Here is a 14953-nt window from a genome sequence, read left to right on the forward strand (position 1 = left end):
GGGCCGGACCTCCAAAAGCCCGACACGGCGGCCCGAGCCTTCCAGTGGCGGGCCGGGCGCGGTCCGCCCGGCCCGGCGCTGTCAGGCCAGGAAATCGCCGGTCGTGCGGGCGAACCAGGCGTAATCCTCGGCCAGGTGATCGTCGGTGCGCTCGTTCACGTCGATCAGCGTCTGGATGACCTTGCCGGCCGGGTCCAGGTCATAGGTGAACTTGACCGCGACGGATTCCAGCGGCTCGGCGTTGACCAGCAGAAAGCACAGGTTGTCCGGCAGGACCGGCACCACATCCTCGCCGCGCACCCGCTCGCCGATGTTGCGGGCGACGATCTTGCCCAGTGCGTTCGCCACATGGGCGCTTTTCGGGTAATAGCCGAACTGGTCCGAGATGAAGCCGACCGCGTCGCCCACGACATAGACGTCCTCGTCGTCCAGCGCCGTGAACAGCCGCGGATCGGTGTCGGCCCACCCGCGCGTGGTGCCGTCGCCCGCGACCGGCACAAGGTCGGCCATCCACGCGATGTCGGCGGCCTGGTGCGGCGGCATCAGGATCGCGTCGTCGAACTCGAACTCGCCCGCATAGGTCAGGATGCGCTTGTTGAAGGGGTCCACCTCTTCGACGGCGGCGTTCGGGACATGGGTGATGATGTCGGGGTACAGTTCCTGGAACGCGGCGGTGAACCCGCCGGTGATCGGCGCGATGCCCGGCTTGGGGTCCAGGATCGTGATCTTGCCCGGGATGTTGTTCTTCTTGATGTGCCACGCGATGATGCAGGCCCGTTCATAGGGCGAGGGCGGGCAGCGGTGCGGCGGCGGCGGCAGGGTCATCACCAGATGCCCGCCCTTGAAGTCGCGCAGCTTGCGCTTCAGCGCGAAATGTTCGGCGTTGGGGATATAGGCCGACGGGAAATGCGTGCGCGTGTATTCGGCGGCGCGCAGGTCGTTGCCGAACCACTTGTCATAGGCGTTGCGGATGCCGCCCGCGATCACCAGCAAATCGTAATCGACGGTGCCCACCCCGGTCTGGACGGTCTTGGCGGCGCGGTCGATGCCGCTGATCTCGGTGTGCAGCAGCCGATAGCCATAGGTGCGCGCCGGGATCGTCATGTCCTGGATCAGGAAATCCGTGTCCACCACGTCGATCAGCCATTTGTTGCTGAACGGGCAGGTCCAGAACACCGGGTTGCGCTCGATCAGGATGACCTCGGCGTCGGGCAGTTCGTCGCGCAGGTGCCGGGCGGTGGTCATCCCGCCCCAGCCGCCGCCGGCGACGACGATGCGCGGGCCCTTGCCCTGTCGCGGGATCGCGTTGCGCACGGGGGCCACGGCGGGGGCGGGCTGCGCGGTGGACTGCGCCGGTGTCTGCGCTGCGGCGGCGCCGGCGGTCGTCAGCGCGGCGGCAAGGGCGGCCTGTCCGGCCAGAAAGCTGCGGCGGCCGATCATCTGCGGCCTCGTTGTCGGGTCATGTCGATCATCTCTCCTGGGGCGCGCGGGATGCGCGCCGCGCGCCCTTTTACCCGCTGGGGGATGACCTGTCTGCCCGGCCGGACCCGGCGTCGGTCAGCGCGGCAGGCGGCCCAGCAGATAGAACTCCTCGTTGGGCGGGATGTCGGCGGCGTTCACCAGCCGGTTCGACAGGCCAAAGAACGCGGCGATGGACGCGATGTCCCAGATCTCGTCGTCGGTGAACCCGGCGTCCGTCAGGGCGGCGCGGTCCGCATCCTCGATCCGGTCGGCGGCCAGCGACACCTTTTCGGCGAATCCCAGCATCGCCCGCTGGCGGTCGGTCAGCCGCGCCTTGCGCCAGTTGACCGCGACCTGATCCGCGATCAGCGGGTCGCGCGCCCTGATCCGCAGGATCGCGCCGTGCGCCACGACGCAATACTGGCAGCGGTTCAGCCCGCTGGTGGCGACCACGATCAGCTCGCGGTCGGCCTTGCTCAGCCCCTCGTCCTTGTCCATCAGCGCGTCGTGATAGGCAAAGAACGCCCGGAACTCGGCCGGGCGATGGGCCAGCGCCAGAAAGATGTTCGGGACGAACCCCGATTTTTCCTGCACCGCCGCGATCGTCTCGCGCATGTCGGCGGGCAGGGTGGCAAGGTCGGGGACGGCGAAACGGCTGATCGGCTGGTCGGTCATCGGGGGCTTTCGGGTTTGCGGGACGGCGGAAAGCGTGACGGCATCGGGGACGCTGTGCAATCACGATCTTCTCACCCCGCCCGGCGACGCTGGCGTGGCATGATGTCCCGGCGACTGGCAAAAGGGGCGGCGATGACGCGCGGGGCGAACTGGCGCAGGCCGATGTGGGGCGCGGGCGCGGCGCTGTTGCTGCTGCTGCCGCTTGCGGCGATGGCGGTGACGGAACAGGTGAACTGGGGTGCGGGCGACTTCGTGACCTTCGCCGCGATGCTGGGCGCGCTGGGGCTGGGGGTCGAGGCGGCGATGCGGCTGACTCGCGGCCCCCTGCGGCCGGCCGCGATCCTGTTGCTGGGCGTGGCGTTCGCGCTGGTGTGGGTGGAACTGGCCGTCGGCATCCTGCACTAGCCTTGCGCCGCGCTTGACTCGGACCGGCCCGACGCGCTAGTCACCCCCCGATTCCCGGAAGGCCACTCCTTCCGGTCCCCGGCTGCCGGGGATCGCCCCCCGTCAGCGCGTCGCGCCCACGGGGGCAAAACTGGTTTTGCAGTGGTTCGCTGTCGGAGGGCCCGCGATGTTCGAGAACCTGTCAGACCGCCTTGGCGGTGTCTTCGACCGGCTGACCAAGCAGGGCGCCCTGACCGAGGCCGACGTGACCGCCGCCATGCGCGAGGTGCGCGCCGCGCTGCTGGATGCCGACGTCTCGCTGCCGGTGGTGCGCGATTTCACCCGCAAGGTCACGGCCAAGGCGACGGGCGCGGCCGTCACCAAGTCGATCACCCCCGGCCAGCAGGTCGTCAAGATCGTCCATGACGAGCTGATCCAGATGCTGTCGGGCGAGGGCGAGGCCGACGCGCTGCGCATCGACAACCCGCCCGCCCCGATCCTGATGGTCGGGCTGCAGGGGTCGGGCAAGACCACCACCACCGCCAAGCTGGCCCGGCGCCTGAAGGACCGCGAAAAAAAGCGCGTGCTGATGGCGTCGCTGGACACCAACCGCCCGGCCGCGATGGAGCAGCTGGCGATCCTGGGCAGCCAGATCGGCGTCGACACGCTGCCCATCGTGCCGGGCGAGAGCGCCGTGCAGATCGCGCGGCGCGCGAAACAGCAGGCAAGCCTTGGCGGCTATGACGTCTATATGCTGGACACCGCCGGCCGGCTGCACATCGACCAGGCCCTGATGGACGAGGTGCAGGCCGTCCGCGACGTGGCGAACCCGCGTGAAACCCTGCTGGTCGTCGATGGCCTGACCGGGCAGGACGCGGTGAACGTGGCGACCGAGTTCGACGCCCGGCTGGGCGTGTCGGGCGTCGTGCTGACCCGGATGGACGGCGACGGCCGCGGGGGTGCTGCACTGTCGATGCGCGCCGTCACCGGCAAGCCGATCCGTTTCGTCGGGCTTGGCGAAAAGATGGACGCGCTGGAAAGCTTTGACGCCGAGCGCGTCGCCGGCCGCATCCTGGGCATGGGCGACATCGTGGCGCTGGTCGAAAAAGCGCAACAGACGCTGGAGATCGAGCAGGCCGAGCGCATGATGAAGCGCTTTGCCAAGGGCCTGTTCAACATGAACGACCTGAAGAACCAGCTTGAGCAGATGCAGAAGATGGGCGGGATGCAGTCCATCATGGGCATGATGCCGGGCATGGGCAAGATGGCCAGGCAGGCCGAGGCCGCGGGCATCGACGACGTGATGATCCGCCGCCAGATCGCGCTGGTCAACTCGATGACGAAAAAGGAACGCGCCAACCCCGACCTGCTGCAGGCCAGCCGCAAGAAGCGGATCGCGGCCGGTGCGGGCATGGACGTGGCCGAGCTGAACAAGCTGCTGAAGATGCAGCGCCAGATGGCCGACACGATGAAGAAGGTCAGCAAGATGGGCAAGGGCGCCATGCTGAAACAGGCGATGCGCGCCATGTCCGGCAAGGGCGGCGGGCTGCCCGACCTGGCCGACGTCGATCCGGCCAAGATGGCCGAGGCGACCCGGATGCTGCAGGACCAGAAGGGGCTGGGCGGCCAACTGGGCGGGTTGAACCTGCCCGGCGGGTTGTCGGGGCTGTTCGGCAAGAAATGAGCGCGGGCAGCCAGACCCTGTCGGCCGTCGTGCCGGTGGTCGAGACCGACCGGCTGATCCTGCGCGCGCCGCGGCTGGGGGATCTCGACGCGATCGCCGCCTTCGCGGTTTCGGACCGGTCGCGCTTTGTCGGCGGGCCGGGTCCGGCGTGGCAGGGCTGGTCGTCGCTGACCGGGATGATCGGGCACTGGGTGCTGCGCGGCTTTGGATGGTGGGTGGTCGAGGACCGGGCTACCGGCGCGGTCGCCGGCCGTGTCGGCATGGGCCAGCACGTGGACTGGCCCGAGCCGGAGCTGGGCTGGCATATCTACGAGGGTTTCGAGGGCAGGGGCCTTGCCTTCGAGGCGGCGCTTGCCGCCCGCAGATGCGCGCAGGGACGGCAGGGGCTGGGGCGGATGATCTCGCTCGTCCATCCCGAGAACACCCGTTCGCGCCGGCTGGCCGAGCGCATGGGCGCCGTGCCGGAGCGAGAGTTCACCCTGCGGGGCAACCCCTGCATCGTTTACCGCCACCCGCAGGAGGCCGCATGACCGACGCCACCGCCCGCGCGGCCGCCTTGCTGGCCGAACACCGCGCCAGCATCGACCGGCTGGACGCGATCATCGTCTATACCCTGGCCGAGCGGTTCAAGCACACCCAGTCCGTGGGCCGGCTGAAGGCCGAACACGACCTGCCGCCGTCCGATCCCGCGCGCGAACGCGAGCAGATCGCCCGGCTGGAATCCCTTGCGCATCAGGCGGACCTGGACCCCGCCTTTGCCCGCAAGTTCCTCAATTTCGTGATCTCGGAAGTGATCCGGCACCACGAACAGTTCCAGAAATAAAGCCATATCAAGGAGATGAACTCATGGCCATGAAGATCCGGCTTGCCCGCGGCGGTTCCAACAAGCGCCCGCATTATTCCATCGTCGCATCCGATTCGCGCATGCCGCGCGACGGCCGCTATCTGGAAAAGCTGGGCACCTATAACCCGCTGCTGGCCAAAGACAGCGAAGACCGCATCAAGATGAACGTCGAGCGCGTTCAATACTGGCTGGCGCAGGGCGCGCAGCCGACCGACCGCGTCGCCCGCTTCCTGGAAGCCGCCGGCGTCAAGGAAAAGACCCAGCGGTCGAACCCGAACAAGGGCGAGCCGGGCAAGGCCGCCAAGGACCGCGCCGCCAAGCGCGCCGCCCGCGAGGCCGCCGCGGTCGAGGCCGCCAACGCCCCCGCCGCAGAGCCGGCGACCGAGGCTGCGGCCGAGGAATGAGGGTCCGCAGGCCCGCCCCCTGGTGGGTGGGCCGCCCTGCGAAAAGGTGTGCCATGCGTGTCCTGACGACTTTGTCCGCCGACCCCGCCCGCGCGGTGGCTGTCCATGTCTGACCGGGTCTGCGTCGGGGCCATCGCCGGCGCCTTCGGCGTGCGCGGCGAGGTGCGGCTGAAAAGCTTTTGCACCGTGGCCGAGGACATCGCCAGCTATGGCCCGCTTGTGTCCGAGGACGGCGCGCGGCGGTTCACCGTCACCCTGACCCGCCCGGTGACGGGCGGGTTGGGGGCGCGGCTGTCGGGGATCGACACCAAGGAACAGGCCGATGCGCTGAAAGGCGCGACGCTGTGGGCCGACCGCGCGGCGCTGCCGTCGCTGCCCGACGACGAATATTATCACGCCGACCTGATCGGGCTGGCGGTCGCCGACACCGGCGGCGCACCGCTGGGCCAGGTCCGCGCCATCCACGACCACGGCGCGGGCGACATCATCGAGGTGGCCGGTCCCCGCGGCGTGCTGCTGATCCCGTTCACGCGCGCGGCGGTGCCCACGGTCGATCTGGCCGCCCGGCGCATCGTCGCCGACCCGCCGGAGAGCGACGAATGACCCCCCTGACGATCCTGGCGCTGGTGGTGATGTTCGCCGGGCCGCTGCTGCAGGGCCTGTCGGGCGCGACCGACCCCAACGCCTATCTGTTCGCGCCGATCATCGCCGTCGCCAGCCTGCCGATCGGGGGACGGCGCGACGTCGCGGATGCGGCGCGGCTGGCGGCGCTGTTCCTGGCGATCGGCTTTGGCGCGCTGGCGCTGTGGTGGGTTGGCGGACGGCTTGGTCCCGCGGCGATGCCCGGCTGGCTGCCGCTGGCGGTGTCGGTCGCGGGCGCGCTGCTCGCCCTGCTGCCGGGCTTTCTGCGCCGGTGACCGGGGACACGCCAGCGGGTTCCCCCGACCCCGCCGACGATCCTGCGGCCCCGCCCGCGCGGTCGCACGGGCGGCTGCGCGCGGCGCCCACGGCGGTGCCGCGCGACCTGATGGCCGAACCGCAGGCGGCGGGCGCGTGGACCGCGCAGATCGTGACCCTGTTCCCCGAGGCGTTCCCCGGCACGCTGGGCCTGTCGCTGACCGGCCGGGCGCTGGCCGACGGCCTGTGGAACCTGCGCACCATCCCGCTGCGCCCGTTCGGCATCGGGCGCCACCGCAACGTGGACGACACGCCCGCGGGCGGCGGCGCCGGCATGGTGATCCGGCCCGACGTCATGGCCGCGGCGCTGCGCGAGGCGGCGGCGGCGGTCCCCGGCCTGCCGGTGGTCTATCTGTCGCCGCGCGGCCGTCCGCTGACGCAGGCGATGGCGCGCAGGCTGGCGCAGGGGCCGGGCGTCACCCTGATCTGCGGCCGCTTCGAGGGGGTGGACCAGCGCGCGCTGGACGCCTTCGACGTGACGGAAATCAGCATCGGCGATTACGTCCTGACCGGCGGAGAGATCGCCGCTCAGGTCTTGATCGACGCGACGGTGCGGCTTATACCGCGCGTGCTGGGGAATCAGGCCTCTCTGGCCGAGGAATCCTTTTCCGTCGGCAACCGGGGCCTGCTGGAACATCCGCAGTATACGAAGCCTGCCGAATGGGAAGGCCGCGCGATCCCCGACGTTCTGTTGTCGGGAAACCACGCGGCCGTTTCGCAATGGCGCGGCGACATGGCCGAAAGGCTGACAAAGGAACGCCGCCCCGACCTGTGGCGGGCACACCGCGACAGCGGCGTGGACCCGGCAAAGGACCGACAGCTCTCGGGCGCATCAGACCAAGCGCGGGACCACCGCGCGCATGAAAAGGATGAACCGCGATGAACCTGATCGCACAGATCGAGGCCGAGCAGATCGACGCTCTCGGCAAGACGATCCCGGACTTCAAGGCCGGGGATACCGTCCGCGTCGGCTATAAAGTGACCGAAGGCACGCGCACCCGCGTGCAGATGTACGAAGGCGTCGTGATCAGCCGCAAGGGCGGCGGGATCGGGGCCTCGTTCACGGTCCGCAAGATTTCCTTCGGCGAGGGGGTCGAGCGCGTCTTCCCGCTGTATTCGACCAACATCGATTCGATCGAGGTCGTGCGCCGCGGCCGCGTCCGCCGCGCCAAGCTGTATTACCTGCGCGACCGTCGCGGCAAATCCGCCCGCATCGCCGAAGTCTCCAACTACAAGCCGAAGGCCGCCAAGGCCCCCGTTTCGGCTGACGCCAACGTCAACGCCTGAGGTCGCGCGCCATGAAAGCCGATACCCATCCCGAATACCACGTGATCTCTGTCAAGATGACGGACGGCACGACCTATCAGACCCGCTCGACCTGGGGCAAAGAGGGCGACACGATGTCGCTGGACATCGACCCCACCTCGCACCCGGCATGGACCGGCGGGTCGGCCAAGCTGATGGACACCGGCGGCCGCGTGTCCCGGTTCAAGAACAAATACGCGGGCCTGGGTTTCTGATCCACCGCACCGCAACGACGCACGACGCCGCCCCACGGGGCGGCGTTTGCCGTTCCGCCGGTTCCCGCCCGTCCGGGCGCGGGGCGCAGTGGTCCACAGCTTTGTTCGGGGCCGCGCCTGACTTTGCGCCGCGCCGCCGCTAGGCTCGCCCGGCCGCAGGGAGGATGATTCGTGGCCCACATCATCGTCGTCGGCAACGAAAAGGGCGGGTCGGGCAAGTCCACGACCTCGATGCATGTGGCGACTGCGCTGGCCCGCGGCGGCCTGCGCGTGGGTGCGCTGGACCTTGACGTCCGGCAGCGCAGCTTTGCCCGCTATCTGGAAAACCGCAGCGCCTTTCTGGCGCGCGAGGGGCTGGACCTGCCGACCCCGATCCTGGCCGAACTGCCGCGCGACGCGGCCGAGGGCGGCGACCCGCTGTCGGCGGCTGTCGCCGCGCTGGACGCGCAGGCCGATTTCATCGTGATCGACTGCCCCGGATCGCACACGAAACTGTCGCAGATGGCGCATGCGCTGGCCGACACGCTGGTCACGCCGATGAACGACAGCTTCATCGACTTTGACCTGCTGGCGCGTCTGACGCCCGAAGGGAAGGTGCTTGGCCCGTCGATCTATGCCGAGATGGTCTGGGCGGCGCGGCAGATGCGCGGGCAGGCGGGCGCCGGGCCGATCGACTGGATCGTGCTGCGCAACCGCCTGGGCACGACCGAGATGCACAACAAGCGCAAGGTCGGCGCCGCGCTGGATTCGCTGTCGAAGCGCATCGGGTTCCGTGTCGCCGCCGGGTTTGCCGAGCGGGTGATCTTTCGCGAGCTGTTCCCGCGCGGGCTGACGCTGCTGGACCTGCGCGACGTGGGCACGACGCAGCTGTCCATGTCCAACATCGCCGCCCGTCAGGAACTGCGCGACCTGATGGCGGAGCTGCGCCTGCCGGGGGTGCCGGGGGCGGTCTGATGGCGGGCGGTTTTTTCGATGTCGTGATGGCCGCGCCCGCCGCCGGCATTGTTGCGTGGCCCTGCGTGCCCTAGGTTCAGCCTGAACCCATCGGAAGATTGAGATGTCACTGTTCCTGCGTCTGGCTGCCGCGGTCTTGACCCTTGCCGTCGCAACCGGTCCCGCGCCGGCTGCGGAACCCGCGCCCGCTGCGGCGGCGGCGGTCGCCCCCACCGTCACCGTCGCCCCCGCCGCCCGGTCCGAGGTGCAGGCCCGCGTGCCGCTGTCGGGCACGCTGGTCGCCCGGTCCGAGGTGCAGGTCTATCCCGAGGTCGCCGGTTTCCAGATCACCGCGCTGGGGGCCGAGGCGGGCGACCGCGTCGAAAAGGGGCAGGAACTCGCCCGTCTGTCCGCCGACACGCTGCGCGCGCAACTGGCCCAGGCCGAGGCCGAACACCAGCGAGCGCAGGCGGGCGTCAGCCAGGCGCAAAGCCAGATCGCCAGCGCCGAGGCCGCGCTGACGCAAGCGGTGACGGCGCTGGAGCGCGCCCAGCAGCTGCGCCGCGGGGGCAACACCTCGCAGGCGGCGCTGGACCAGGCGGTCGCGGCCGAGGCGGCGGCGCAGGCGGCTGCGGCGTCGGCCACCGACGGGCTGGCGGTCGCGCAGGCCGCCCGGGCGCAGGCGGCGGCGGCGCGCGACGTGGCGCAGCTGAACATGGACCGCACCGTGATCCGCGCGCCGGTGGACGGCCGCGTCACCGCGCGCGCGGCGCAGCTTGGCGCGCTGTCGGCGGCGGGGGGCGATCCGCTGTTCACCCTGATCGCCGACGGCACGCTTGAGATGCAGGGCGAGGTGATCGAGACCGCGCTGCTGGACCTGCGCATCGGCCAGCGCGCCGATCTGGACGTGGCGGGCGTCGGCGCGGTGGTGGGCGAGGTGCGGCAACTGCCCGCATCCGTCGATCCGACGACGCGGCTGGGCGAGGTGCGGATCGCGCTGCCCGCCGACGACCGGCTGCGACCGGGGCTGTTCGCCAGCGGCACGATCACGACCGCCCGGCGCATCGCCGTGACCGTGCCCGCCACCGCCGTCCTTGCCGATGCCGCGGGCGAGCGGGTGCAGATCGTCCGCGACGGAACGATCGACAGCCGTCCGGTCCGCGCTGGCCTGCTGTGGCAGGGCCTGCGCGAGATCGCGGGCGGCGTGGCCGAGGGCGAGATGGTGGTGGTGCGCGCCGGCGCGTTCTTCCGCAGCGGCGACCCGGTGATCGCGGTCCAGGCAGACGCCGCCACCGCCGCCCCCGCAGATGGACCCGGCGCCGAAACGCTCGCCGGGGATCAGGTCGGCGCGGCCGCCCCGGGGGGCGACGCGGCCCGCGCAGCCCCGCCCGCAGCGGCCGCCCCCGAGAAGCGCCCCGCCGCCACGACGCGCCCCGCCGCCAAGACGCGGCCCGCCAGCGCGCCCGCGATGCAGTCCGCCCCCAACGCGCCCGCGCCTGCGCCTGCCGCCGAGGCTCCGGCGATGTCGGCCTCCGCCAACGCTCCCGCCGTATCGGCCTCTGCCGACTCGCCCGCCATGTCGGCCTCCGCCGACGCGCCCGCCATGTCGGCCTCCGCCGACGGGCCGCCGTCCGAACGGGGCGCGCCATGAACCTGTCCACCTGGTCGATCCGCCATCCGGTCCCGCCCATCGCCATCTTCGTGGTGCTGGTGATCATGGGCATGGTCAGCTTCATGCGGCTGCCGGTCACGGCGATGCCCAACATCGACCTGCCCATCGTGTCGGTGACCATCGGCCAGCCGGGCGCGGCCCCGTCCGAGCTGATCACCCAGGTCGTCCGCCCGGTCGAGGACAGCATCGCCAGCATCGTGGGCGTGCGCCACATCAGTTCCACCGCGCAGGACGGCGCCGCCAGCATCACGGTCGAGTTCGAACTGGAAACCGACAGCGACCGCGCGCTGAACGACGTCAAGGACGCCGTCGCCGCCGTCCGCGCCGACCTGCCGCAGTCGATCACCGAACCGCTGGTCCGGCGGGTGGACGTGACCGGCATGCCGATCCTGACCTATGCGGTCAGCGATCCGACCATGTCGATCGAGGCGCTGTCCAAGTTCGTGGACGACGTCATCGCCCGCGAGCTGTCCATCGTCGACGGCGTCGGCCAGACCAGCCGGATCGGCGGCGCCGACCGCGAGATCAAGGTCGAGCTGGACCCCGACCGTCTGCTGGCCCACGGGCTGACGGCGGCCGAAATCTCGACCGAGCTGCGCGCCAAGAACATCGACATGGGCGGCGGCCGCGGCGACCTGGCGGGGACCGAATATTCCATCCGCACGCTGGGGTCGGCCGACACCGTGGCCCAGCTGGCCGCGACGCCGATCGGCATCGGGCAGGGCCGCACCCTGCGGCTGGACCAGCTGGGCGAGGTGATCGACGGCCCCAGCGAGGAACGCAGCTTTGCCCTGCTGGGCGGGCGGCCGGTCGTGGCCTTCGGCATCTATCGCGCGACGGGGGCGTCCGACCTTGCGGCGGGCGACGGGGCCAAGGAACGGCTGGCGGGGATCGCCGCCGCCTATCCGAACCTCGCCATCACGCTGATCGACGATTCGACGACCTATACCGAACAGTCCTATCACTCGGCGATGGAGACGCTGTACGAGGGGGCGGCGCTGGCGGTCATCGTCGTGCTGCTGTTCCTGCGCAACTGGCGCGCGACGCTGATCGCCGCCGTCGCGCTGCCGCTGTCGATCATCCCCACGTTCTTTGTCATGGACTGGCTGGGGTTCACGCTGAACGGCATCAGCCTGCTGGGCATCACGCTGGTCACCGGCATCCTGGTGGACGACGCCATCGTGGAAATCGAGAACATCGTCCGCCACATCCACATGGGCGCCCCCGCCTATGAGGCGTCCGAGGAGGCCGCGACCGAGATCGGCACGACCGTCATCGCGATCAGCTTTTCCATCGTCGCGGTATTCGCGCCGGTCAGCTTCATGGGCGGGATCGCGGGACAGTATTTCAAGCAGTTCGGCCTGACCGTCGCGGTGTCGGTGCTGTTCTCGCTGCTGGTGGCGCGGATCATCACGCCGATGATGGCGGCCTATCTGCTGCGCAGCCACGGCCACGCGCAGGAAAGGCCCGACGGATGGGCGATGCGGCGGCTGATGGGGGTGCTGCGCTGGACGATGCGGCACCGCGCGATGACGCTGCTGATCGGGCTGATGGTGTTCGCCGGCTCGATCTATTCCGCGACCCTGCTGCCGACCGAGTTCATCGCGCCATCCGACGTGGGCCGCAGCCAGATCGAGGCCGAGCTGCCCCCGGGATCGACCGTGGACCAGACCGAGGAAGTGTCGCGCCGCCTGACCGAACGCATCGCGCAGGTGCCCGAGGTGCAGTCCGTCTTCGTCATGGGCGGCACGTCCGAGGTGACCAAGACGCGGCTGATCATCAATTCCGGCAAGACGGACACCCGCGACCGGACGCAATTCGAGATCGAGGAACAGTTCAAGCGCGATCTGGCCGACATGCCGGACGTGCGGCTGAACTTTCAGAACGAACAGGGCGCCAACGACCTGACGATCAGCGTGCTGGCCGACAGCGAGGAGGCCGCCGCGCACGGGGCCGAGCTGCTGGCGGCGCGGATGCGCGGCATGGCGTCGCTGGAGGGGGTGACGTCGTCGTCGGCGCTGAAGCGCCCCGAAATCCAGATCCGCCCCCGCCCCGAGGTGGCGGCGCAGCTGGGCGTGTCCGCAAGCTCGCTGGCGCAGACGCTGCTGGTGGCGACGCTGGGGGACAATGAATCGAACCTGGCCAAGTTCAACGCGGGCGACGAGCAGATACCCATCGTGGTGCGGCTGAACGCGGCCTCGCGCCAGGACATGATGCGGGTGCAGGCGCTGCGGGTGCCGTCATCCGCGGGGCAGGTGCCGCTGGCGGCGGTCGCCGACATCACGCTGTCCGCCGGGGCCACGCAGATTTCGCGCTATGACCGGCGGTTCCGCACGACGGTGTCGGCCAATCTGGTGGACGGTGCGGTCCTTGGGCCAGTGTCGGCCGAGGTGCAGGCGCTGCAGGACACCATCGACCTGCCGCCGGGGACCGAGTTCCAGACCTCGGGCGATGCCGAGATCATGGGCGAGGTGTTCGGCGCCTTCGGCATCGCGATGGCGTCGGGCGTGCTGCTGGTCTATGTCGTGCTGGTGCTGCTGTTTCACAACTTTGTCGTGCCGATCAGCATCCTGCTGTCGCTGCCGCTGGCCATCGGGGGGGCGATGCTGGCGCTGTATGTGACCGGCTATGCGATCGGGATGCCGGTGGTGATCGGGTTCCTGATGCTGATGGGGATCGTGACCAAGAACGCCATCATGCTGGTCGAGTTCGCGCTGTCGGCGATGGACGGGGGCGTGCCCAAGCGCGACGCGATCCTGGACGCCGTCCACAAGCGCGCGCGCCCCATCGTGATGACCACCATCGCGATGGCGGCGGGCATGATGCCGTCGGCGCTGGGCACCGGCGAGGGGTCCGAGTTCCGGTCCCCGATGGCGGTCGCCGTGATCGGCGGGCTGCTCTTGTCCACGGCCCTGTCGCTGCTGTTCGTGCCGTCGCTGTTCTCGGTCATCCACGGCGCGCAGGGCCGCGTGGGCGCGTGGGTGCAGCGCCGGATCGGGCTGAACCGGCCGGCGGCGCCCGCCGAACAGGGGGCGCCCGCGGAATAGGGGGCGCTGCCCCCACGGCCTGCGGCCGTTCCCCCGGAGTATTTGGCCCAAGAAGAAGGGGCGCCCGCAAAGGCGCCCCCCCCTGTCCGTCCGGTGTCCCGTGTCAGGCCAGCATGGCGACCGGGTTTTCCAGATTCTCGACGATGGCGGCCAGCAGCTGCGCCCCCAGCGCGCCGTCGATGACGCGGTGGTCGACGGACAGCGTCATCGACATGACGTTGCGGATGACGACTTGTCCATCCTCGACCACGGGCGTCTGGATGCCGGTGCCCACGGCCAGAATCGCGCCATGCGGCGGGTTGATGACCGCGTCGAAGTTCTCGATCCCGAACATGCCGAGGTTCGAGATCGCGAAGCTGCCGCCCTGGTATTCGTGGGGGGCGAGCTTCTTGGTCTTGGCCCGGCTGGCCAGATCCTTCATCTCGGCCGACAGCGCCGACAGGGTCTTCTTGTCGGCGTCCTTGAGGACCGGGGTGAACAGCCCGCCCTCGATGGCCACCGCCACCGCCACGTCCGAGGGTTTCAGCTTGATGATCCGGTCGCCCGCCCAGACGGCATTGGCATCCGGCACCTGCTGCAGGGCCAGCGCGCAGGCCTTGATGATGAAGTCGTTGACCGACAGTTTGACCCCGCGCCCCTGCAGTTGCTTGTTCAGCGTGCCCCGGAACTCCATCAGCGCGTCCAGCCTGGCCGAGCGGCGCAGATAGAAATGCGGGATGGTCTGCTTGGCCTCGGACAGGCGCGCGGCGATGGTGCGGCGCATGCCGTCCAGCGCGACCTCCTCGGTCTCGCGTCCGTCCAGCATTTTCTTGACCGTCTCATAGCCCATGCCCTGCGGGGCAGCCGTTGCTGCCGCGGGGGCTGCGGCTTTCGGCGCGGCGGGGGCTTCGGCGGCCTGCGCCGGGGCGGCGGCGGCGGCAGGCCTGGCCGCGCCGGGCCGGGCGGCCTCGACGTCGGTCTTGACGATCCGGCCGCGCGGGCCGGTGCCGGTGATCCCGGCAAGGTCGATCCCCCGTTCGGCGGCGAGGCGGCGGGCGAGCGGCGAGGCGAAGACCCGGTCCCCCTTGCCGCGCGACGATGCGGGGGCCGCCGCGGACTTGCCGGACTCCGCGCCGGTGGGCGATCCCGCATCGGACTGACCATCGGCGGACAGCGGTCCGTCGTTCGGTCCGCCATAGCCCTTGTCGGGGGCCGCATCGGCCGTGGCCGCGCCGGACGGGGCGGCGACGCTGGATGCGTCCTCGCCTTCCTCGACCAGCAGGGCGATGGGGGTGTTCACCCTCACCCCTTGGGTGCCCTCGGCCACCATGATCTTGCCGATGGTGCCCTCGTCCACTGCCTCGAACTCCATCGTGGCCTTGTCGGTCTCGAT

16 protein-coding genes are annotated in these 14953 nt (G+C 70.3%); 13 read left to right on the forward strand and 3 right to left on the reverse strand.

What is annotated here, in order from left to right:
* Positions 1 to 81: 81 nt before the first annotated feature.
* A complete protein-coding gene (locus EPA64_RS15090) occupies positions 82 to 1440 on the reverse strand; it encodes an FAD-dependent oxidoreductase (RefSeq protein ID WP_134727136.1) in 1359 nt (452 codons plus the stop codon).
* A 117-nt stretch (positions 1441 to 1557) separates the two neighbouring features.
* Positions 1558 to 2136, reverse strand: a complete 579-nt coding sequence (locus EPA64_RS15095; protein WP_134727137.1) for a peroxidase-related enzyme — start codon at positions 2134 to 2136, stop codon at positions 1558 to 1560.
* Between the two features lie 132 nt (positions 2137 to 2268).
* Between EPA64_RS15095 and EPA64_RS15100 the strand changes: the two genes are divergently transcribed.
* The 13 genes from EPA64_RS15100 (at position 2269) to EPA64_RS15160 (ending at position 13581) form a co-directional block, all read left to right on the forward strand.
* Complete coding sequence (locus tag EPA64_RS15100) at positions 2269 to 2541, forward strand: hypothetical protein (RefSeq protein ID WP_134727138.1); 273 nt, start codon at positions 2269 to 2271, stop codon at positions 2539 to 2541.
* Between the two features lie 166 nt (positions 2542 to 2707).
* Entirely contained in the window at positions 2708 to 4204 is a 1497-nt protein-coding gene (gene ffh / locus EPA64_RS15105; RefSeq protein ID WP_134727139.1) for a signal recognition particle protein, read from the forward strand.
* Positions 4201 to 4734, forward strand: coding sequence for a GNAT family N-acetyltransferase (locus tag EPA64_RS15110; protein ID WP_134727140.1), 534 nt, complete (start codon positions 4201 to 4203; stop codon positions 4732 to 4734). Before ffh ends, EPA64_RS15110 begins: the two co-directional genes overlap by 4 nt.
* Complete coding sequence (locus EPA64_RS15115) at positions 4731 to 5027, forward strand: chorismate mutase (RefSeq protein WP_134727141.1); 297 nt, start codon at positions 4731 to 4733, stop codon at positions 5025 to 5027. The genes EPA64_RS15110 and EPA64_RS15115 overlap by 4 nt, the downstream gene beginning before the upstream one ends.
* A gap of 23 nt (positions 5028 to 5050) precedes the next feature.
* The gene (rpsP, locus tag EPA64_RS15120) at positions 5051 to 5452 is read left to right on the forward strand and encodes a 30S ribosomal protein S16 (protein ID WP_134727142.1); all 402 of its coding nucleotides are present in this window, start codon (positions 5051 to 5053) and stop codon (positions 5450 to 5452) included.
* 99 nt (positions 5453 to 5551) lie between these two features.
* Positions 5552 to 6055: a ribosome maturation factor RimM gene (gene rimM / locus EPA64_RS15125; protein WP_167626681.1), complete on the forward strand. Its 504-nt coding sequence runs from the start codon at positions 5552 to 5554 to the stop codon at positions 6053 to 6055.
* On the forward strand, positions 6052 to 6369 hold the full coding sequence (locus EPA64_RS15130) for a hypothetical protein (RefSeq protein WP_134727144.1): 318 nt from the start codon (positions 6052 to 6054) through the stop codon (positions 6367 to 6369). Before rimM ends, EPA64_RS15130 begins: the two co-directional genes overlap by 4 nt.
* Positions 6370 to 6479: 110 nt before the next feature.
* Positions 6480 to 7292: a tRNA (guanosine(37)-N1)-methyltransferase TrmD gene (gene trmD / locus EPA64_RS15135; RefSeq protein ID WP_134727151.1), complete on the forward strand. Its 813-nt coding sequence runs from the start codon at positions 6480 to 6482 to the stop codon at positions 7290 to 7292.
* Positions 7289 to 7696 (forward strand): 50S ribosomal protein L19, encoded by a 408-nt coding sequence (gene rplS, locus EPA64_RS15140; RefSeq protein ID WP_134727145.1) that lies wholly within the window; start codon positions 7289 to 7291, stop codon positions 7694 to 7696. The genes trmD and rplS overlap by 4 nt, the downstream gene beginning before the upstream one ends.
* An 11-nt stretch (positions 7697 to 7707) precedes the next feature.
* Complete coding sequence (rpmE, locus tag EPA64_RS15145) at positions 7708 to 7929, forward strand: 50S ribosomal protein L31 (protein ID WP_134727146.1); 222 nt, start codon at positions 7708 to 7710, stop codon at positions 7927 to 7929.
* Positions 7930 to 8100: 171 nt separating this feature from the next.
* On the forward strand, positions 8101 to 8883 hold the full coding sequence (locus EPA64_RS15150; protein ID WP_134727147.1) for a division plane positioning ATPase MipZ: 783 nt from the start codon (positions 8101 to 8103) through the stop codon (positions 8881 to 8883).
* A gap of 103 nt (positions 8884 to 8986) precedes the next feature.
* Positions 8987 to 10513 (forward strand): efflux RND transporter periplasmic adaptor subunit, encoded by a 1527-nt coding sequence (locus EPA64_RS15155; RefSeq protein ID WP_220443768.1) that lies wholly within the window; start codon positions 8987 to 8989, stop codon positions 10511 to 10513.
* Entirely contained in the window at positions 10510 to 13581 is a 3072-nt protein-coding gene (locus tag EPA64_RS15160; protein WP_134727148.1) for an efflux RND transporter permease subunit, read from the forward strand. Before EPA64_RS15155 ends, EPA64_RS15160 begins: the two co-directional genes overlap by 4 nt.
* A 103-nt stretch (positions 13582 to 13684) precedes the next feature.
* On the opposite strand, the gene EPA64_RS15165 is transcribed toward EPA64_RS15160, so the two are convergent.
* A partial coding sequence (locus EPA64_RS15165) for a pyruvate dehydrogenase complex dihydrolipoamide acetyltransferase (protein ID WP_134727149.1) occupies positions 13685 to 14953 on the reverse strand: 1269 nt, incomplete at its 5' end.

It is taken from the genome of Paracoccus luteus, from assembly GCF_004522155.1.
Taxonomy (GTDB): Bacteria; Pseudomonadota; Alphaproteobacteria; order Rhodobacterales; family Rhodobacteraceae; genus Paracoccus; species Paracoccus luteus.

Bases quoted from the DNA above. Each gene is read 5' to 3' on its own strand.
- EPA64_RS15090 (WP_134727136.1), bottom strand. From the start codon at position 1,440: ATGATCGGCCGCCGCAGCTTTCTGGCCGGACAGGCCGCCCTTGCCGCC.
- EPA64_RS15095 (WP_134727137.1), bottom strand. From the start codon at position 2,136: ATGACCGACCAGCCGATCAGCCGTTTCGCCGTCCCCGACCTTGCCACC.
- EPA64_RS15100 (WP_134727138.1), top strand. From the start codon at position 2,269: ATGACGCGCGGGGCGAACTGGCGCAGGCCGATGTGGGGCGCGGGCGCG.
- ffh (WP_134727139.1), top strand. From the start codon at position 2,708: ATGTTCGAGAACCTGTCAGACCGCCTTGGCGGTGTCTTCGACCGGCTG.
- EPA64_RS15110 (WP_134727140.1), top strand. From the start codon at position 4,201: ATGAGCGCGGGCAGCCAGACCCTGTCGGCCGTCGTGCCGGTGGTCGAG.
- EPA64_RS15115 (WP_134727141.1), top strand. From the start codon at position 4,731: ATGACCGACGCCACCGCCCGCGCGGCCGCCTTGCTGGCCGAACACCGC.
- rpsP (WP_134727142.1), top strand. From the start codon at position 5,051: ATGGCCATGAAGATCCGGCTTGCCCGCGGCGGTTCCAACAAGCGCCCG.
- EPA64_RS15130 (WP_134727144.1), top strand. From the start codon at position 6,052: ATGACCCCCCTGACGATCCTGGCGCTGGTGGTGATGTTCGCCGGGCCG.
- trmD (WP_134727151.1), top strand. From the start codon at position 6,480: ATGGCCGAACCGCAGGCGGCGGGCGCGTGGACCGCGCAGATCGTGACC.
- rplS (WP_134727145.1), top strand. From the start codon at position 7,289: ATGAACCTGATCGCACAGATCGAGGCCGAGCAGATCGACGCTCTCGGC.
- rpmE (WP_134727146.1), top strand. From the start codon at position 7,708: ATGAAAGCCGATACCCATCCCGAATACCACGTGATCTCTGTCAAGATG.
- EPA64_RS15155 (WP_220443768.1), top strand. From the start codon at position 8,987: ATGTCACTGTTCCTGCGTCTGGCTGCCGCGGTCTTGACCCTTGCCGTC.
- EPA64_RS15160 (WP_134727148.1), top strand. From the start codon at position 10,510: ATGAACCTGTCCACCTGGTCGATCCGCCATCCGGTCCCGCCCATCGCC.